The following is an 18,191-nucleotide window of genomic DNA, read 5'->3' as shown; positions in this document are numbered from 1 at the left end:
CGCGAAGATTCAGTTGCCCCCGAGCTGGGCGATGATCTGCCGCGCCACGTCCGCCAGCGACAGGCCGCCGTCCATTGCCGCGCGTTGCAGGCGTTCGTGCGCGGCTTGCTCGGTCAGACCGTAGCGGCTGATCAGAAGCAGCTTGGCGCGGTCGATGCGCTTTCTTTCGTCCAGCGCGCCGCGCACGCTGCTAAGCGCGTCGTCGGCGCGCTGCATGCGCAGGGTCTGCTCGCGCATCATGTCCAGGATCGAGCGTTCCATTTCGTTGCCCACGCCGTCTTCGGGGGGCACGTCCAGGATGCGGCTTTGCACGCTGAACACCATGCTGGGCGCGCGGCCGCTGGCGTGATCCGTGTACCGGCTGAGCAGCAGGCGGCGGTCGTCCAGTTCCTGGCGGGTGTCGGCAATGCGGCGCGCGCACTGTTGCGCCAGTTCCTGCGCCAGTTGCGTCTCGACCGTGCGCATGGCGTCGATGCGTGCGGTGCACAGGTCGAACCACAGTTCGGCCAGACCGGTGTCCACGCGCTGCGCGTCGCTGGTGTGTTGCGCCATGTCGCGCATGCGTTGCACCGGCTGCGCCTGTTGCTGAACCTGATCCCACGCCTGTAGCGGCGCGCCTTGCGCGTACTGCGTGAAGACACCAAAGCTGCGCGCCTGGTTCGCCGCCAGACCCAGCATCCGCGCCTTGCGCGCGTCGTCGAACCAGCCGGCGGTAAAGCCCATGACGCCGCAGGCGCGCTCCTGGCCGCTCAGTTCCTTGCCCTGCATGAAATTCAACAGCGCCACCAGGAGGCGCGTCACACCTGGGTCGAGCGATGCGTCGGCGGCCTCGAAGACCACCGCCAGCAGGCTGCCGATCACCTGGGTAAAACGGGCGTCAGCGTCTTCGACCGGCACGCGACGGTCGCGGACCTCGCGGCGCAAGGCTGGCAGTTCGTCCAGCCGGAATAGGGCATACGCGATGCAATTGAGCAGGCGCGCCCGGCCGCTGGCGCCTGCCGGGTCGGCTTCCAGGCCGTCCAGAAAGGCGCGCACGTCGGTCTCAACCGCCTGCGCATCGCTGGACAGGCCCGCCAGCGCCGGCTCAAGCCGGTCCGCTGGGCTGCACAGGGTCAGGTTGGAATAGCCGCGCTCTTTTTGCAGCGCGTGCACCAGCGCGCTGATGCGCAGCACCAGATCGCAGGTGGCGGCCAGGGCTTCGAGGCCCTGGAGCTCGCTGCGGCGGGCGGCGAGCAGAAAGCGCAGCGGCGGCGGCATGTGGCGTTCGGCCATCGGAATCTCTATGCGTTATCAATGCGCGGGGCACCGCGCAAACCTCAGGCCATGCGGCGTTGCGGGATCGTCGCGCCGGCCGCGTCGTCCAGCGCGCCGAACATCCGGCAAGCCGCAACGTCGCCAATGACCAGCACGGCCGGGCTGCGCAACCGGAAGGCCTGGGCGTCGGCCGCCATGGCGGTCAGCGTCGAGGCGCATACCCGCTGGCCGGGCAGCGATGCACGCTCGATCATCGCGACGGGCGTGTCGGGGGCCATGCCGGCAGCCAGCAACTGGCTGCGCATGTCGTGCACCTTGGCCACGCCCATGTAGACGACCAGCGTCGTGCCGCTGCGCGCCAAGCCAGACCAATCGGGCGTCGCGCCGTCCTGCGAATGCGCGGTGATGAGTGTAACGCCCTGGGCCATGCCGCGCTGCGTGAGCGGGATGCCGGCGGACGTGGCCGCGGCCAGCCCGGCGGTGATGCCGTTCACGATGTCACAGGCGACGCCGTGGTCGCTGAGCCACTGCGCTTCTTCGCCGCCGCGGCCGAAGATGCAGGGGTCGCCGCCTTTCAGGCGCGCCACGCGCAGGCGTTGGCGGGCGTACCGCAGCATCAGGCGCTGGATGAATTCCTGCGGCGTCGAGCGGCAGCCCCCGCGCTTGCCCACATGCACGATGCGGGCGCGCGGGCAGTGCTGCAGGATTTCGGGATTGACCAGGTCATCGACCAGGACCACGTCCGCGCGGCCCAGGGCTTTGACGGCCTTGAGCGTCAGCAGCTCGGGATCGCCAGGGCCAGCGCCGATCAGGGATACGGTGGGGAGGTGGGCGGACATGGCGGCCTCGGTTCAACGGTTGAAGGCAAGTATCACGATCACGATGGCCAGGATCAGGCAGAGGCCCTTCCAGAAGGCGACCGGATTGCGTTCCAGGAGAGGCAGGCGCTCGGCGCCGAGCATGTCGCCCGGGTGGCGCAGGGCGTGCGTGAATTCGGACAGCTCGGGCGTGCGGTGCTGCGGATCGGGGTGCAGGGCGCGGCTGAGCACCCCGTCGACCCATGCGGGAATCTCGCGCTCGCGATCCAGCACGGACACGTACGTCAGGCGCAAATGCGAGGCGCGGCTGCGCGAGCGCGCGACCTCGGCGCCGTAGGGCAGCCGTCCCGACAGCATCTGGTACAGGATCGCGGCCAGCGAATAGATGTCGGACCGCGCGGTGCCGGCTTCGCCCAAAAAATACTCGGGCGCGGCGTACTGGGCGGTGCCCAGCACGGGCATGACGTCGTCGCCCTCGGCGCCGAGCTCCTGAATGCCGGCCGTGCGCGCCGAGCCCAGGTCGATGATCTTTGCCGTGCCGTCCGGCGTGATGATGATGTTGTCCGGCCGCAGGTCCTGATGCACGATCTCCAGCCGGTGAAAGGCCTGCAGGCCGCGCGCGACCTGCTCGATGATGGCGATTGCCGGTTCCAGTTCGGGGCGCGGGTTGGCCGCCATCCACTGTGTCAGCGTGCGGCCTTCAAGGTATTCGCTGACGGTGTAGAGCGAACGGCGCTGGCGCGTGCGCGGCCAGGCTCGCACCACATGGCGGCTGTCGATGCGGCGCGCCAGCCATTCTTCGGTCAGCAGGCGCTCCAGGTAGGCCGGGTCATGGCGCAAGTCCAGCGACGGGATCTTGATGACCACCGTGTCGCCGCTGTGTAGGTCTTCGGCCAGGTAGACGTGGCTGCGACTGCTGGCGCGCAATTCGTCCGTGATGTGAAAGCCTTCGAAGGTCTGGCCGACCTCCAGAAGCGGGGGGCAGGGCAGGCTGCCCGAGTACTGGGCGATCTCGCCCGCCTGCCGCGCGGGCAGGGCGTCCACGCGCACGATCTGCACGGTCAGGTTGTCGTCGCTGCCGCGCGCAAGCGCCTGGCCGACCAGCCCTCGGGCGGCGTCGTCCAGATTGTCCGCGTGCGCCGCCACGGCGTGACGCAGGTCGTCGTCGGTCACGTGTTCGTAGACGCCGTCGGTGGCCAGCACGAACACGTCGCCCGGCTCGACGGCTTGCGTGTGATAGTCGATCTCAAGGTGGGGCGCCAGGCCCAGCGCGCGGCCCAGATAGCTTTTGTCGTGCGCGACCCAGACGCGATGGTCTTCGGTCAGCTGCTCCACCGCGCCGTCCCGCAGGCGATAGATGCGCGCGTCGCCGATGTGCAGGATGTGCGCGGTGGCGCCCTTGAGCACCATCACGGTCAGCGTGCAGACATAGCCGCTGTCCTGGTCCTGACCGTGGCGCTGGCGGCTCTGCGCGTGCAGCCACGCATTGGCCGCGCTCAGCACCTTTTGCGCGGACTTTTTCACCGACCAGGTTTCGGAGGTGCAGTAATAGTCTTCCAGGAAGCTGGCCACGGCCGTTTCGCTGGCAATGTGGCTGACGTTGCTGCTGCTGATGCCGTCGGCCAGCGCGATGGCGATGCCCTTGGCGCCCAGCAGCGGTTCGTCCGGCACGCACAGCCCGTGAAAGTCCTGGTTGACGGACTTGACGCCGGGATCGGTGTGCTGGCCCACCGCCACCTTGAGCGAGGCGGCGGGCGCGCCGGGCGTGTAGCTGTCCATGCTTGGCGGCAATCAGCTGAATCGGCGCTTGGGCGCGGTCTTCATGTGGGTGGTGTAGAGGGTCAGGCCCGTCAGCGAGATGCCGCCGATCAGATTGCCCAGCACCACGGGGATTTCGTTCCAGATCATGTAGTCCATGATCGAGAAATTGCCGCCCATGATCATCGCCGACGGGAACAGGAACATGTTGACGATGGAGTGTTCAAAGCCCATTGCGAAGAACAGCATGACCGGCATCCACATCGCGATGACCTTGCCGCTGACGGTGGTCGAGATCATGGCGCCCACGACGCCCAGCGACACCATCCAGTTGCACAGCACGCCGCGGATGAAGATGGTCAGCATGCCGCCCGCGCCGTATTCCTTGTAGCCCAGCGTGCGGTTCTCGCCGATGTGCGAGATGACCTGGCCCACCTTGTTGGGCGGCACCGAAAAGCCGTACGTGAAGACGATGGCCATCAGCACGGCCACGGTCAGCGCACCGAGGAAGTTGCCGATGAACACCAGGCCCCAGTGCTTGAGAATGCCCCCCATCGTGACGCCCGGCCGCTTGTCAAAGAGCGCCAGCGGCGTCAGCACGAACACGCCGGTCAAGAGGTCGAAGCCCATCAGGTACAGGATGCAGAATCCCACCGGAAAGAGCGCGGCGCCCAGGATGGGCGAGTCGGTCTGCACCGTGACGGTGACGGCAAAGACCGCGGCAATCGCCAGGATGGCGCCGGCCATGAAGGCGCGGATCAGGACGTCGCGCGTCGCCATGTAGAGCTTTGATTCGCCCGCGTCCACCATCTTGGTGACGAACTCGGAAGGAGCTAGGTAGGACATGATGTTTCCTGTTGCTTTGCTGAAGGTATGAATGAATCCGGGTAGGAATGAATCCGGCGGCGCCCGTCAGGCGATTTCCACCGCGTCGCCGTTAAAGCGCGCCTGCCAGGTCTGCAGGCGTTGTTCCGGGAATTGCACGCAGCTGCCATCCGCCAGCCGGAAGTGCTGCTTGTAGAGCGGAGAGGCCACCACCAGGTCGCCAGCCAGCTGGCCGACGATGCCTCGGCCAATCACGTTGGCGCCCGATTTCGGGTCGCGGTTCGACACGGCGTACAGCGTCTGGCCGCCGGCGTCGGGCAGGTAGAACAGCGCCACTTGCGCGCCGTCCACCAGCGCCACGACGCCGGAATTGGCCACGAGGTCGCGGCGGTCGCAGGCGTGGCGCCAGACAGGGTGTTGAGCAGGTTGGGCGGCCATCAGACGATCTCCTCGGCAATGGGAATGACGCGCTGCGCGGCGGGCGCCGGCGCGGGCCGGGGCTGGCCGCGTTCCTGCACGAACTTGATGTCGGGATCGCCCTGGCTGTCGTTGACGAAGGTGCGAAAGCGCTTGAGCTTTTCGGGATCGCCGAGCGCGTTGGCCCATTCGCATTCATAACGGTCCACGACCAACTGCATCTGCGCTTCCAGCTCGGCGGCGAGGCCCAGGCTGTCCTCAATGACGACCTGCTTCAGATAGTCCAGTCCGCCTTCCAGCGATTCGCGCCACACGGACGTGCGCTGCAGCTTGTCGGCCGTGCGGATGTAGAACATGAGCAGGCGGTCGATGTAGCGGATGAGGGTGGCATCGTCCAGGTCGGTCGCGAACAGTTCCGCATGGCGCGGACGCATGCCGCCGTTGCCGCACACATACAGGTTCCAGCCGTTCTCGGTGGCGATCACGCCGATGTCCTTGCTCTGGGCCTCGGCGCATTCGCGGGTGCAGCCGGACACGGCGAACTTCAGCTTGTGCGGGGCGCGCAGGCCCTTGTAGCGGTGCTCAATGTCCAGCGCCATCTTCACGCTGTCCTGCACGCCGAAACGGCACCAGGTGCTGCCCACGCAGGACTTCACCGTGCGCGTGGACTTGCCGTAGGCGTGGCCCGTCTCGAAGCCGGCGGCGATCAGTTCCGACCAGATGCCGGGCAGCTCGTGCAGTTGCGCGCCAAACAGGTCGATGCGCTGGCCGCCCGTCACCTTGACGTACAGGTTGTATTTCTTGGCGACGGCGCCGACGGCGATCAGGCCGTCGGGCGTGACCTCGCCGGCGGGCATGCGCGGCACCACGGAGTAGGTGCCGTTCTTCTGCATGTTCGCCATGAAGGTGTCGTTGGTGTCCTGCAGCGGCACCAGGTGCGGGTCCTGGATGGGGCGGTTCCAGCAGGACGCCAGGATCGAACCCACCGCGGGCTTGCAGATCTCGCAGCCGACTTGGCCGCGGCCGTGGCTGGCCAGCAGTTCGTCGAAGGTCTCGATGCCGTTCACTCGCACGATCGCGTACAGCTCCTGGCGGGTGTAGGCAAAGTGCTCGCACAGGCTCTTGTCGACCACAACGCCGCGGCTGGCCAGTTCGTGCTCGACCACCTGCTTGAGCAGGCCCGCGCAGCCGCCGCAGCCCGAGGCCGCCTTGGTGCAGGCCTTGACGCCGGCCAGGTCCGTACAGCCGCCGTCGATGGCGTCGCAGATCGCGCCCTTGTTGACGTTGTGGCACGAGCAGATCGTGGCGGTGGCGGGCAGGGCGTCCACACCCAGCAGCGGCGCGGCCTGGCCTTGCGGCAGAATCAGGCTGGACGGATCCGCGGGCGGCGCGATGCCGTTCTGCGCGTATTGCAGCAGGGTGTCGTAGTAGCCGTTGTCGCCCACCAGGACGGCGCCCAGCACGCGCTTGCCGTCGGCGGACACGACCAGGCGCCGGTAGCTGGCGCCCGCTTCGTCGATGTACCGGTAGCTGCGCGAACCCGGCGTGGCGCCGTGGGCATCGCCGATCGAGCCCACGTCCACGCCCAGGAGCTTGAGCTTGGTGGACATGTCGGCGCCCGAAAAGGCCGCTTCGGGCGCGCCGCACAGTTCGGCGGCAACGATGCGCGCCATCTGGTAGCCGGGTGCCACCAGGCCGAAGACCGTGCCGTTCCAGGACGCGCATTCGCCGATCGCGTAGATGTGTTCGTCGCTGCTGCGGCAGTGGTCGTCGATGGCGACGCCGCCGCGCTCGGCCAGCGCCAGTCCGGCCTTGCGCGCCAGGAACACCTGCGGACGGATGCCGGCCGAAAACACGATCAGGTCGGTTTCCAGCGGCGCGCCTTCGGCAAAGCGCATGCGGTAGCGGTACTGCGTGCCGGGCTTGATGTCCTGCGTGGCGCGTGACAAGTGCACGCCCACGCCCAGCGCCTCGATGCGCGCCTTGAGCGCGGCGCCGCCGGCCTCGTCCAGCTGCACCGGCATCAGGCGCGGCGCGAACTCGACGACGTGGGCTTCCAGATTCAGCGACTTGAGCGCATTGGCCGCTTCCAGGCCCAGCAGGCCGCCGCCCACCACCACGCCGCGCCGCGCGCCGCTGGCTGCCTCGCGGATCAGGTCCAGGTCGTCGATGCTGCGGTACACCAGCCGCGAATGGCCTTCGGCGCCCGCGATGGGCGGCACGAAGGGATAGGAGCCGGTTGCCAGCACCAGTTTGTCGTAGGCGAAGCGGCCATTGGCGGTGACAACTTCCCGGGCGCGGCGGTCGATATCCACCACGGGCTCGCCCAAGCGCAGGGTCACGCCTTCCTGTTCATATAGCGAGGCCTCGCCCAGCGCCATGGACTCGGCGTCGCGGCCGTTCAGGTATTCGGACAGATGGACGCGGTCGTAGGCGCGGCGGGTTTCCTCGCCGAAGATGGTGATGCGATAACGCTCAAGGGCGCCGCGGGCGATCAATTGCTCGACGCAATGATGGCCCACCATGCCGTTGCCGATGACAACCAGCGTCTGCAAGGAATCGGATGTGGCCGCTGCATTCATGGGATTTCCCCAGGCTTGGATTTTCGGATTTCAAAAGACAAACGGCGCCCTGGACCTTTCGGTCGGGGCGCCATTGCCGGTAATGCTCACGTTGTCTTGCCGGGTTTGCACCCGCACAAGCGCTATCAAGCAAAGTCCATGCCAGGTATGTTGAATGCCATGCAGACGGCGGGAATTTCCTTGCGGTTCATAGGGAAAGCGGGCGCGCCGGCGGCCTCGCGGCGGCAGTCGCGGCTGTTGCGGTCGTGGGCGGGCATGCCTCGGATCGGTGCATATCCGTGTGCGGTCTGCACTTGTTTGGCGCAGCGCAACATGACGTACCGGCGCTTGATCGGGATTAAGGCCGCGGCGCGGCCGGTGTCAGGCGAACGCCGCCTGCACCGCGGCAAAGGCAGCCGCGACCAGGGGATCGTCGCGCCGCGCCGTCTGTGTGATGAACGACAGCTCGGCCTGGATCGACAAGCCTTTGACCAGTTGCAGGCCGCTGGACTGCGATTCGCGCAGGGCGATCGAATCGCGGGCGAGCGACAGCCCAACGCCCGAACGAACCAGATCCAGCATCGAAGCCTCCTGATCCACCTCGGCCACTGCGTGGGGCGTGATGCCCAACGCGTCGAACTTGTCGGACAGCAGCCGGTGATGGACGGAATCCGGTGGGGTCCAGATCCAGGGCAGCGCTGCAATCTCGGCCCAGCCCCGGCCGGCGACCTGCGCGCTCCAGCCTTTGGGTGCGACGACGTAATAGGAAAACGAAGCGAGCGGTTGGGCATGCAGGCCGGCTGGGTGCGGGGGGCCCAGGTAGAAGCCCACGTCCAGGTCGCCTGCGCGCACCTGCCGTCCGACCGATCCGGACATGCCGTGCCGCAGGGTGGGGCGGATCTTCGGGTAATGCTCGACCAGGTATTGCAGCGTGGCGCCCAGGCGCAGGAACTCCGGATCCAGGATCGTGCCGATCCGCAGTTCGCCCTGGACGGTGTCGCGCAACGCGCCGATGGCGCGCTGGAAGTCGTCCAGCGCATCCAGCACCCGCTGCGCCGGCGCCAGCAGCGCCCGGCCGTCCGCATTCGGCGCGAGCCCTTGCGCGGTGCGGGAGAAAAGCGTCAGGTCCAGCGATTCCTGGAAGTTCTTGAGCTGCAGGCTCAGCGCGGGCTGCGTCAGGTGCAGATGCTCGGCCGCCCGGGTCAGATTGCCCTCCCGCGCGACGGCGGCGAAAGTGCGGATGTGCTTCAGATCCATGAATGCTTCCAGAAGATGTGGGGGCGTCTGACCCCTGATTCGCCGTGAAACTGCCGAGCATTATTAGAGACACTAATAAAGCCCTTTTCAACATTTCATTGGACAGCCGCCTCGCCGTGCGCCAGAGTCTCGGCAGATTCCCGGCGCGCGCACCGCGTCGCAGCCGGGGCGGCTCACCGTGCCGGCATCCGAATCGGGTCCGGACTAGATAAGAAGAGCTTATGGAGACATACGACTACATCATCGTGGGCGCGGGCTCGGCCGGCTGCGTGCTGGCCAACCGCCTGAGCCGCGATCCTGCCGTGCAGGTCCTGCTGCTGGAGGCCGGCGGGCGCGACAACTATCACTGGATTCACATCCCGGTCGGATACCTGCACTGCATCGGCAACCCGCGCACCGACTGGATGTACCGGACGGCCGAGGAACCCGGGTTGGGCGGGCGCTCGCTCATCTATCCGCGCGGCCGCGTGCTGGGTGGCTGCTCGTCGATCAACGGCATGATCTACATGCGCGGCCAGAGACAGGACTATGAGGACTGGGCCGCCTTGTCCGGCGACGCGGCCTGGAGCTGGGATGAGGTGCTGCCGGTCTTCAAGCGTAGCGAGGACTACCACCGGGGCGCCGACGAATTTCATGGCGCGGGCGGCGAATGGCGCGTCGAGCAGCAGCGGCTGCGCTGGGACATTCTGGAAGCCTTTGCCACCGCAGCCGAACAGGAAGGCATTCCGCGCGTGCAGGACTTCAACCGCGGCGACAACTTCGGCAGCGGCTATTTCGAGGTCAACCAGCGCAGCGGCTGGCGCTGGAATACGTCCAAGGCATTCCTGCGCCCCGTGCAGAAACGCCCGAACCTGCACGTGATGACGGGTGCGCTGGCCGAGCAGCTTGAGTTCGACGCGAAGCGTTGCGTGGGCGTGCTCATCAACCGCGCCGGGCGCGCAATGTCGCTGCGGGCGCGGCGCGAGGTCGTGCTGGCCGCGGGTGCGGTCAACTCGCCGCACCTGCTGGAAGTCTCGGGCATCGGCGAGCCCGCGCGCCTGCGCGAAAGCGGCATCACGCTGCGCCACGCCTTGCCCGGCGTGGGCGAGAACCTGCAGGACCATTTGCAACTGCGGGTCATCATCAAGGTGAACGGCGTCAAGACATTGAACCGCATCGCCTCCACGTGGCTGGGCCGCGCGGGCATCGGGCTGGAATACCTGATGAGCCGCAGCGGCCCGATGAGCATGGCGCCCTCGCAGTTGGGCGCGTTTGCAAAATCCGATCCTGGCCAGGACCGCGCCAACGTCGAATTTCACGTGCAGCCGCTGTCGCTGGGCGCCTTTGGCGAACCCCTGCATGGGTTCGACGCCTTCACCGCCAGCGTCTGCAATCTTCGTCCCACGTCGCGCGGCAGTGTGCATGCGCAGGGTCCGGCGGGGCAGAAGGGCAGCGAGGTCCCTGTCATCCGCCCCAACTACCTCAGCACCGAAGAAGACCTGCAAGTCGCCGCCGATTCGATCCGCCTCGTGCGCCGCATCGCCGCCGCGCCCGCCCTGCAGCGTTACCAGCCGGAGGAATGGCTGCCGGGTCCGGCCTTCCAGACCGAGGACGAACTGCGCCAGGCAGCCGGCAAGATCGGCACCACGATCTTCCATCCGGTGGGCACCTGCGCGATGGGCCGCAACGCCGACCAAGGCGCGGTGGTCGACGCGCGGCTGCGCGTGCATGGGCTGCAAGGGCTGCGCATCGCGGATGCATCCATCATGCCGCGCATCACGTCGGGCAACACCAATTCGCCGACCATCATGATCGCGGAACGCGCGGCGGACATGATTCGGGAAGAAGCGGGCGCATAGCAGCGCGCCAATGACAGCAAGCCGCCCGGTATGGGGCGGCTTGCCGAGCGAAGCGGGGCCGCGCCGGCTTCAGCGCAGCGACCGGTAGGTGTCCTGCCGCTGCGGATGCGTCAGGATCACCTGCCAAAGCTGGCCCTCGCGCGACCGGAAAAAGCCCGCGCAACACATCAGGTAGTACTTCCACATCCGGTAGAACCGGGTGCCGTAGCGCGATTCCAGCGTCGGCCAGGCGCGCTCGAAGCGCTCCCACCAGGCCATCAGCGTACGGTCGTAGTCGGCGCCGAAGTTGTGCCAGTCTTCGATGATGAAGCGGCCCTCGACGGCGGTGGCGATCTCGCGCGCCGACGGCAGTTTGCCGTTCGGGAACACGTAGCGGTCGATCCACGGATCGGTGCTCTGGCTGGTGGCGGCGATGCCGATCGTGTGCAGCAGGAAAATGCCTTCCGGCGCCATCAGCCGCTGCACGTTGGTGAAGTAGGTGTCGTAGTTCTTGGGGCCGACGTGCTCGAACATGCCGACCGAGACGACCTTGTCGAAGCGGCCCTGCAGGTCGCGGTAGTCCTGCAGCAGCAGCTCGACCGGCAGGCCTTTTACCCGTTCCTGCGCCAGCGCGAGTTGCTCCTTGGACACTGTCACGCCAGTGACCTTGACGCCATAGCGTTCGGCCGCGAACTTGGCCAGTCCGCCCCAACCGCAGCCGATGTCCAGCAAGGTCTCGCCTTCCTTCAGTTGCAGCTTGCGGCAGATCATGTCCAGCTTGGCGACCTGCGCCTCCTCCAGCGTCTGGGCATGTTCCCAATACGCGCAGGAGTAGATCATCCGGCTGTCGAGCATGGCTTCGAACACGTCGTTGCCTGCGTCGTAGTGCTGCTCGCCGACCTCAAAAGCGCGGTGCTTGGATTGCAGGTTGAACAGCTTGTGGCGCAGGTGCTCGGCGATCAGCTTGATGCGGGCCACGCCCAGCGCCGCGGATCCCATGTCGGCGCGCAGCAGGCGGGTGAAGAGTTCGTCCAGTTGCTCGCAGTCCCATTCGCCGTCCATATACGACTCGCCCAGTCCCAACGACCAGCTCGCGAACACCCGCTCGTACATGTGCTTGTCATGCACCTGCATGTCCCAGGGGCGTGACCCATTGATCTGCACGTCGGCGCGGGCCATCAGGTCCTGCAGGATCTTGGGGGGGGCGGGGGGAGGGGAGACGACGACGCCGGTCTGAACGGCGGGCTGTTCGGTCAGCGGGGGGACGGGACTGCTTTGCTGCATACGGACTCCATATCAATTTTGGGAAGACTGATCTGGCAATACCTGAAGCTTTTTACTGTGCGCCTTGAAAGGTGTGCAACTCCAATTTAATGAATGCATCGTGCCGATAGCCATCGGCAATGTCGGACGGGCGCCAGCCACGAACGGTGGCTAGGAGATGCAGGGATCGTAGCCACGAAGTCCGCGATAGTCCAGAGCCGGCCGCACCGGCCTTTCATAACCGATAAGATAGCGGCCATAGCGGCGCCGCCGTGCCGGCCGCGCGCAACCCGTGGAGCGTACCGAAGTGCAAGCCAGCCTGGAACCCCGTTTGGAATTCGTCACCTGCGCCAGCCCAGCGGGTCTGCACCGCATGGCCTATTGGGAGTGGGGCGATCCCGTCAATGACCGGGTGCTGCTCTGCGTGCACGGCCTGACCCGCAGCGGGCGTGACTTCGATGTGCTGGCGCGCCGGCTGGCCGGCCACTACCGGGTGGTCTGCCCCGACGTCGTGGGGCGCGGCCGCTCGGATTGGCTGGTCAATCCGGCGTTCTATACGGTGCCGCAGTACGTGTCCGACATGGTGACGCTGATCGCGCGCTTGCGCCCGGCCAGCCTGTCGTGGGTCGGCACGTCAATGGGCGGGTTGATCGGCATGGCGCTGTCGGGCGCCGCCGCGTTCGCCAAGGCCATGGCCGCGATGCGCCCGCATGCCGGAATGTTGCCGCCTGCCCAGGGACTGCGTCTGGACAAAATGGTGCTCAACGATGTGGGGCCGCGTCTGGAGAACGGCGCCCTGTCGCGTATCGGCCAGTACGTGGGCGCGCCCGGCGAATTCGCCACGTTCGAAGAGGCTGTGGCGACGATGCGCGCCAATTCGGAAACCTTTGGTCCGCACACCGACGCGCAGTGGGCGGAGTTGGCCAAATACCTGTATCCGGAACAGGGCGGCAAGTGGGTCAAGCACTACGACCTGGCGATTGCCCAGGCTTTGGGGGCCCAGACGCCCGAGGAACTGGCAGCGGGCGAACAGATCCTGTGGCGATCGTATGACGCGATCGATTGCCCGGTCCTGATCGTGCGTGGCGAGTTGTCCGACCTGCTGACCCCCGCCACGGTCGAAGAAATGTGCAAGCGCAATCCGCGTGCCCGGGCGCTCGAAGTGCCCGGTGTGGGCCATGCCCCCACGCTTATCGTGGACGACCAGGTCGATCCGGTGGCGGACTTCCTCTTGGCCTGATCGGCCGGGCGGCATTGTGGGGACAGGCCGGCGCTAGGCGCGCCGCCGGGCCTTCTCTACAATAGCCCCATGAAATCGCCCACGCTGAACATCGACCTGCATTGCCATTCCACCGTCTCGGACGGCGCGCTCGCGCCCCGCGACGTGGCGCAGCGCGCGTTCGCCAATGGCGTCGACGTCTGGGCGCTGACCGACCACGACGAAGTGGGCGGCATCGCCGAAGCCTCGGCGGCGGCCCAGGAACTGGGCATGCGGTTTGCCACCGGCGTCGAGATCTCGGTCACCTGGGCCGGCCTTACGGTGCACATCGTCGGCCTGCGGTTCGATCCCAACAATGCGGATTTGATCGAAGGCCTGCGCAAGACCCGCTCGGGACGCGCCGCCCGCGCCAAGCGCATCGGCGACCGTCTGGCGGACATGGGCATGCCCGGCGCGTATGAAGGCGCGCTGCCGTTTGCCGGCAATCCCGAACTGATCAGCCGCACGCACTTTGCGCGCTATCTGGTGCAGGCCGGCTATTGTCCGGATGTGCAGACCGTGTTCAACAAGCACCTGGGCGACGACTGCCCCGGTCACGTGCCCATGCAGTGGGCCACGCTGGCCGACGCGGTGGGCTGGATCCGCGGCGCGGGCGGTCAGGCCGTCATTGCGCATCCGGGCCGCTACAAGTACACCCCGCTGCAGTTTGCCGCGCTGTTCGACGAATTCCTGCAAATGGGCGGCGTGGGCATCGAGGTCAACACGGGCAGCCATACCGTGGAAGAAGCGCGGCAGTACGCCGAGGTGGCGCGCCGCTACGGCTTCCTGGCCTCGCGCGGCTCGGACTTTCATAGTCCCAAGGAAAGCCGGATGGATCTGGGCCAACTGCCGCCGCTGCCTCCCGACCTGAAGCCGGTCTGGCACGACTGGTTCTGACGCGGGCGGCCCGCGCCGCCCATTCTCACAAGCTTCGACAGTGATCGCGCCATTGCGATGCAACCGCCATGAACAAAGCCTTTGTTAAAGAGTCCGACCACGAGGACGACGACGACCTGCCGCAGGCCCAAGCGCTGCCGGCCGGCACCAAGAACTACATGACGCCCGAGGGCTACGAACGCCTGCGCGGCGAGCTGACGCAGCTCATGAACGTGGAACGACCGGCCGTCGTGCAGGTCGTGTCGTGGGCCGCGTCCAACGGCGACCGTTCGGAAAACGGCGACTACCTCTACGGCAAGAAGCGCCTGCGCGAGATCGACCGGCGCATGCGCTTTCTGACCAAGCGGCTGGACATTGCCGAGGTCGTGGACCCCAAGGCCCAACCCAATCGCGATCAGGCTTTCTTCGGCGCAACGGTCGTCTACGTGGATAAGGCCGGCGAGGAACACACCGTCACCATCGTCGGCGTCGACGAAGCCGAACCGCTTGCCGGCAAGATCAGCTGGATCTCGCCGGTGGCCCGCGCTTTGATCAAGGCGCGGGAAGGCGACACGGTCGTGCTGCGCACACCGGCCGGCATCGATGAGCTGGATATTCTGGAAGTCAGCTACCCGGAATAGGGCGGGTGTCAGACACCGATCATCCGGGGTGTCAGACACCAAAAAATAACGGGCGCCGGTTTGTGGCCGGCGCCCGTGTGGTGGGCGGGATTCTAGCGTCCCTGCCTCGGTTGGCGGCTTGCGCCGCCGGTTCCCCTGGGGCTTGCTGCGAAACTTTCGCGGGTTACTTCTTGCGCTCAGCGATCGACTTTTCGGCCTTGTTGACCAGATCCTCGCCGATCTGCTTCTTCCACTTTTCGTAGACGGGCTGGGTGGCCTTCACGAAGGCGTCGTGGTCGGCTTGCGACAGGGTGGTCACGGTGACGCCGTGGCCGGCGATTTCCTTGAGCAGCGACGGGTCTTCAGGCGTGACGCCCTTGCGCGCGATCACGATCTGCTGCTTGCCGGCGTCCAGCGCGGCCTGGCGCACGATGTCGCGGTCTTTTTCCGACCAGGAATTCCAGACTTCTCGGTTGACCACGAAGATCAGCGGATCGGCCACGTAGTTCCAGAGCGTCAGGTACTTCTGGCCCACGGTGTAGAGCTTGGAGCCGGTGTAGATCGACAGCGGGTTCTCCTGCCCGTCGACCGCGCCGCTGGCCAGCGCGGGCTGCGCATCGGCCCAGCTCATCTGCGTGGGGTTGGCGCCCAGCGCGGTGAAGGTGTCGATGTACAGGGGCGACCCCACCACGCGCAGCTTCATGCCCTTCATGTCCTCGGGGCGCTTGATCTCGCGCTTGGAGTTGCTGACCTGCCGGTAGCCGTTCTCGCCCCAGGCAAGCGGCACCACGCCCGCCTTTTCGATGAGCTTGAACATGTCCTTGCCCACGTCGCCCTGCACCAGCGCGTCGATGGCGGCGTAGTCGGGCATCAGGAAGGGCAGCGAGAACAGGTTCAGCTGCTTGACCTGAGGCGACCAGTTGATGGTCGACCCGACGGCCATGTCGATCACGCCCTGGCGGATGGCGGTGAACTCGCGGGTCTGGTCGCCCTGGACCAGCGAGGTGCCGGGGTAGACCTTGATGTTGATGCGGCCTTCGGTGCGCTCGCGCACCAGATTCGACCAGATCTCGGCGCCCTGGCCCCACGGGAAGGTGGTGCCCACGACGATGGAGAGCTTGTACTCGGGCTTGTAGTTCTGCGCATGCGCGGGCGCCATGCCCACCACGGCCGCCGCGCACAGCGCCGCGCCGATCAGGTTGCGGAATTTCATGTTGCGTCTCCTCTCTATGCGAGTCTTTCTGTTGTTGTCATCCACGGCCGGGCACCCAGTCGGGCCGGCCCCGTCCAGCCTCTCTCAATAACCCAGCTTGCGCGGCAGCCACAGCGCCAGTTCGGGAAACACCAGCACCGCGACCAGCACCAGGAACATCGCGCCCAGCAGCCACACCACCCAGCGCACGGTCGACTCCATCGGCACGCGCGCGATGCGGCACGACACCATCAGGTTCACGGCCAGCGGCGGGGTGAACTGGCCCAGCGCCACTTTCAAGGTCAGGATCACGCCGAACCACACCGGATCCCAGCCGTAGGCATTGGCGATCGGCATGAGCAGCGGCACGAAGATCAGGAAGATCGAGATGCCGTCCAGGAACATGCCCACGGTCATCAGCAGCAGGATCAGCAGCGCCAGCACGCCCCATTCGCCCAGGCCCGAATTGACGATGGCGTGGGTGATCGGATCGATCACGCTGAGCGTGGACAGCGCCCACGCAAAGATCCCGGCCAGCGTCACCACCAGCATGATCACGGCGGACAGCTCGGCGGCTTCGCGCAGGATCGTGTACAGGTCCCGGAACTTGATGGTGCGATGGATGAAGCCGCCCACGAAAAGGCCATAGAACACGGCAACGACCGCCGCCTCGGTGGGTGTGAACCACCCCAACCGCATGCCGCCCAGGATCAGCACCGGCGCGGCCAGGCCCCATGACGCCTCGCGCAGGCTCTTCCAGAAGGGCGGGCGGGGCAAGTGCGCTTCCAGCGCGCCCATCTTGTATTTACGCGACAGCCACACGGCCGGAATGATCAGCGCGAAACCGGCCAGGATGCCCGGGATCATGCCGGCGGCAAACAGCGCGGGCACCGAGGCGCCCGGCACCAGCACGGAGTAGATGATGAAGGCCACGGAGGGCGGGATCAGGATGTCGGTGGCCGCGCCGGCGGCCACCACGGATGCCGAGAACGACCCCGGATAGCCCGCGCGCGACATCGCGGTGATCATCACCGCGCCCACGGCCGCGGCGCAGGCCGGCCCCGACCCCGAAATGCCGCCCAGGAACATCGCCACCGCGATCGACACCAGCGGCAGCATGCCGGGACCGCGACCGACGATGGCGATCGCAAAGTCCACCAGCCGTTTGGCCACGCCGGACCGGTCAAAGATCGACCCCACCAGCACGAACATCGGAATCGCCAGTAGCGGGTACTTGGCCAGGCCGGCGTAGAAGTTCTGTGGAACGGTCAGAAGGCCGTACCACGGCGTGTCCAGGTTGGTCAGCACGATCGCGACCGTGCCGCCGATGCCCAGCGCAACGCCGACCGGCACGCCGATCACCATCAGGACGATGAAGACGGTAAAGAGGATGACGGCGATCATCGCGGGGCATCCTGGACCGGGGCGCGCGCCAGACGGCGCAGGGTGCCCAGCGTACGCAGCGAAATGGCCGCGGCCATGACCGGCAGCCAGATCGAATACCACCACGTCGGCACGCCGATGGCCGGCGAGGTTTCCTCGTAGATGAATTCGTCGTACACCAGCTTCACCGACAGCACGGTCAGCAAGACGAAGAACGCCAGCACGCAGCTGTTCGCAAACAGCGCCATGATGCGCTGGCGGCGCGGCGAACCCGAGTCGGCCAGGATCTCGATCCGGATGTGATGGTTGCGCACGAAGGCCACACTGCCGCCCGCCATCGTCAGCACGATCAGCAGGAACACGGAAATTTCTTCCGTCCACGCAAACGACTGATCGGTGAAATAGCGCACCAGCACATTCAGGAAGGTGATGATGGCCAGGGTCGCCAGCAGGATCACGGCCAGCCAGTCCTCGACGGCCAGCGGCACCTTCACGGCGGGATCTGCTTCTACGGGGATGATCGGTTCTACGGGCTCGGCGGGGGCGTCGGGGCGGGACATGTGAGGCAACGGCCAGCGGGCGTGGGGCGCCGCTTTTCTTGTTGGATAGGGTCGCTGCATCCTACCGTCGCACCGCGAGCGAGGGTGTTCGTGTTTTCCCGCAATGCGGGGCGGCTGCAACATGCTGCATTGCGCAAAGCGTCTGCCGGCGGGCAGGGCCCGCAATGGGAAAACCGCCTTTCCACCAAGCGGTGGCGGGCCGATATTGCTGTGCACCATCCACGCCAGACAGCGCGCGGAATTCTTTTGTAACACTGGCCGGATGAGGGCGGCAGAACCCCCATTGAACTTCGGCTCCGGGAAAACCCCTTAAACGGGTAAAATCCCCGCTT

At 66.5% G+C, this 18,191-nt stretch carries 15 protein-coding genes; 4 read left to right on the top strand and 11 right to left on the bottom strand.

The annotated features are described in order from the left end of the window. Positions 1 to 9: 9 nt before the first annotated feature. The 7 genes from LN047_RS16105 to LN047_RS16075 form a co-directional block, all read right to left on the bottom strand. Positions 10 to 1,272 carry a nitrate- and nitrite sensing domain-containing protein gene (locus LN047_RS16105; protein WP_312538818.1) on the bottom strand — a complete coding sequence of 421 codons (1,263 nt, stop codon included), beginning with the start codon at positions 1,270 to 1,272 and terminating at the stop codon, positions 10 to 12. Positions 1,273 to 1,316: 44 nt separating this feature from the next. Then, the gene (cobA, locus tag LN047_RS16100; protein WP_373979564.1) at positions 1,317 to 2,093 is read right to left on the bottom strand and encodes a uroporphyrinogen-III C-methyltransferase; all 777 of its coding nucleotides are present in this window, start codon (positions 2,091 to 2,093) and stop codon (positions 1,317 to 1,319) included. A 12-nt stretch (positions 2,094 to 2,105) separates the two neighbouring features. Continuing rightward, positions 2,106 to 3,851 (bottom strand): protein kinase, encoded by a 1,746-nt coding sequence (locus LN047_RS16095; protein WP_373979563.1) that lies wholly within the window; start codon positions 3,849 to 3,851, stop codon positions 2,106 to 2,108. Positions 3,852 to 3,863: 12 nt separating this feature from the next. Next, a complete protein-coding gene (locus LN047_RS16090; RefSeq protein ID WP_056319032.1) occupies positions 3,864 to 4,676 on the bottom strand; it encodes a formate/nitrite transporter family protein in 813 nt (270 codons plus the stop codon). A gap of 66 nt (positions 4,677 to 4,742) precedes the next feature. Continuing rightward, the gene (nirD, locus tag LN047_RS16085) at positions 4,743 to 5,093 is read right to left on the bottom strand and encodes a nitrite reductase small subunit NirD (RefSeq protein WP_056319035.1); all 351 of its coding nucleotides are present in this window, start codon (positions 5,091 to 5,093) and stop codon (positions 4,743 to 4,745) included. Then, positions 5,093 to 7,654 carry a nitrite reductase large subunit NirB gene (gene nirB / locus LN047_RS16080; protein WP_373979562.1) on the bottom strand — a complete coding sequence of 854 codons (2,562 nt, stop codon included), beginning with the start codon at positions 7,652 to 7,654 and terminating at the stop codon, positions 5,093 to 5,095. The genes nirD and nirB overlap by 1 nt, the downstream gene beginning before the upstream one ends. 360 nt (positions 7,655 to 8,014) lie before the next feature. Further along, the gene (locus tag LN047_RS16075; RefSeq protein WP_373979561.1) at positions 8,015 to 8,890 is read right to left on the bottom strand and encodes a LysR family transcriptional regulator; all 876 of its coding nucleotides are present in this window, start codon (positions 8,888 to 8,890) and stop codon (positions 8,015 to 8,017) included. A gap of 221 nt (positions 8,891 to 9,111) precedes the next feature. On the opposite strand from LN047_RS16075, the gene LN047_RS16070 reads away from it, so the two are divergent. Further along, positions 9,112 to 10,728 (top strand): GMC family oxidoreductase, encoded by a 1,617-nt coding sequence (locus LN047_RS16070; protein ID WP_373979560.1) that lies wholly within the window; start codon positions 9,112 to 9,114, stop codon positions 10,726 to 10,728. Between the two features lie 69 nt (positions 10,729 to 10,797). On the opposite strand, the gene cfa is transcribed toward LN047_RS16070, so the two are convergent. Next, entirely contained in the window at positions 10,798 to 11,991 is a 1,194-nt protein-coding gene (gene cfa / locus LN047_RS16065) for a cyclopropane fatty acyl phospholipid synthase (protein ID WP_174245446.1), read from the bottom strand. Positions 11,992 to 12,343: 352 nt separating this feature from the next. Here cfa and LN047_RS16060 point away from each other — a divergent pair, with 352 nt between their 5' ends. The 3 genes from LN047_RS16060 (at position 12,344) to greB (ending at position 14,745) form a co-directional block, all read left to right on the top strand. Beyond that, positions 12,344 to 13,210 carry an alpha/beta fold hydrolase gene (locus LN047_RS16060; protein ID WP_373982139.1) on the top strand — a complete coding sequence of 289 codons (867 nt, stop codon included), beginning with the start codon at positions 12,344 to 12,346 and terminating at the stop codon, positions 13,208 to 13,210. A 69-nt stretch (positions 13,211 to 13,279) separates the two neighbouring features. Further along, complete coding sequence (locus LN047_RS16055) at positions 13,280 to 14,125, top strand: 3',5'-nucleoside bisphosphate phosphatase (protein ID WP_373979559.1); 846 nt, start codon at positions 13,280 to 13,282, stop codon at positions 14,123 to 14,125. A gap of 68 nt (positions 14,126 to 14,193) precedes the next feature. Continuing rightward, a complete protein-coding gene (gene greB, locus LN047_RS16050; RefSeq protein WP_056319052.1) occupies positions 14,194 to 14,745 on the top strand; it encodes a transcription elongation factor GreB in 552 nt (183 codons plus the stop codon). Positions 14,746 to 14,908: 163 nt separating this feature from the next. On the opposite strand, the gene LN047_RS16045 is transcribed toward greB, so the two are convergent. From LN047_RS16045 to LN047_RS16035, 3 genes are all read right to left on the bottom strand, one after another. Beyond that, positions 14,909 to 15,937: a DctP family TRAP transporter solute-binding subunit gene (locus LN047_RS16045; protein WP_128827201.1), complete on the bottom strand. Its 1,029-nt coding sequence runs from the start codon at positions 15,935 to 15,937 to the stop codon at positions 14,909 to 14,911. A gap of 84 nt (positions 15,938 to 16,021) precedes the next feature. Further along, positions 16,022 to 17,320, bottom strand: coding sequence for a TRAP transporter large permease (locus tag LN047_RS16040; protein WP_056319056.1), 1,299 nt, complete (start codon positions 17,318 to 17,320; stop codon positions 16,022 to 16,024). Then, positions 17,317 to 17,859 (bottom strand): TRAP transporter small permease, encoded by a 543-nt coding sequence (locus LN047_RS16035; RefSeq protein ID WP_373979558.1) that lies wholly within the window; start codon positions 17,857 to 17,859, stop codon positions 17,317 to 17,319. Before LN047_RS16035 ends, LN047_RS16040 begins: the two co-directional genes overlap by 4 nt. Positions 17,860 to 18,191 lie beyond the last annotated feature (332 nt).

It is taken from the genome of Achromobacter sp. JD417 (assembly GCF_041879325.1).
In the GTDB taxonomy this organism is placed as follows: Bacteria; Pseudomonadota; Gammaproteobacteria; order Burkholderiales; family Burkholderiaceae_B; genus Achromobacter; species Achromobacter mucicolens.
Note: the sequence above shows the minus strand (reverse complement) of the source record. Positions and strands in the feature narration are given on the sequence as shown.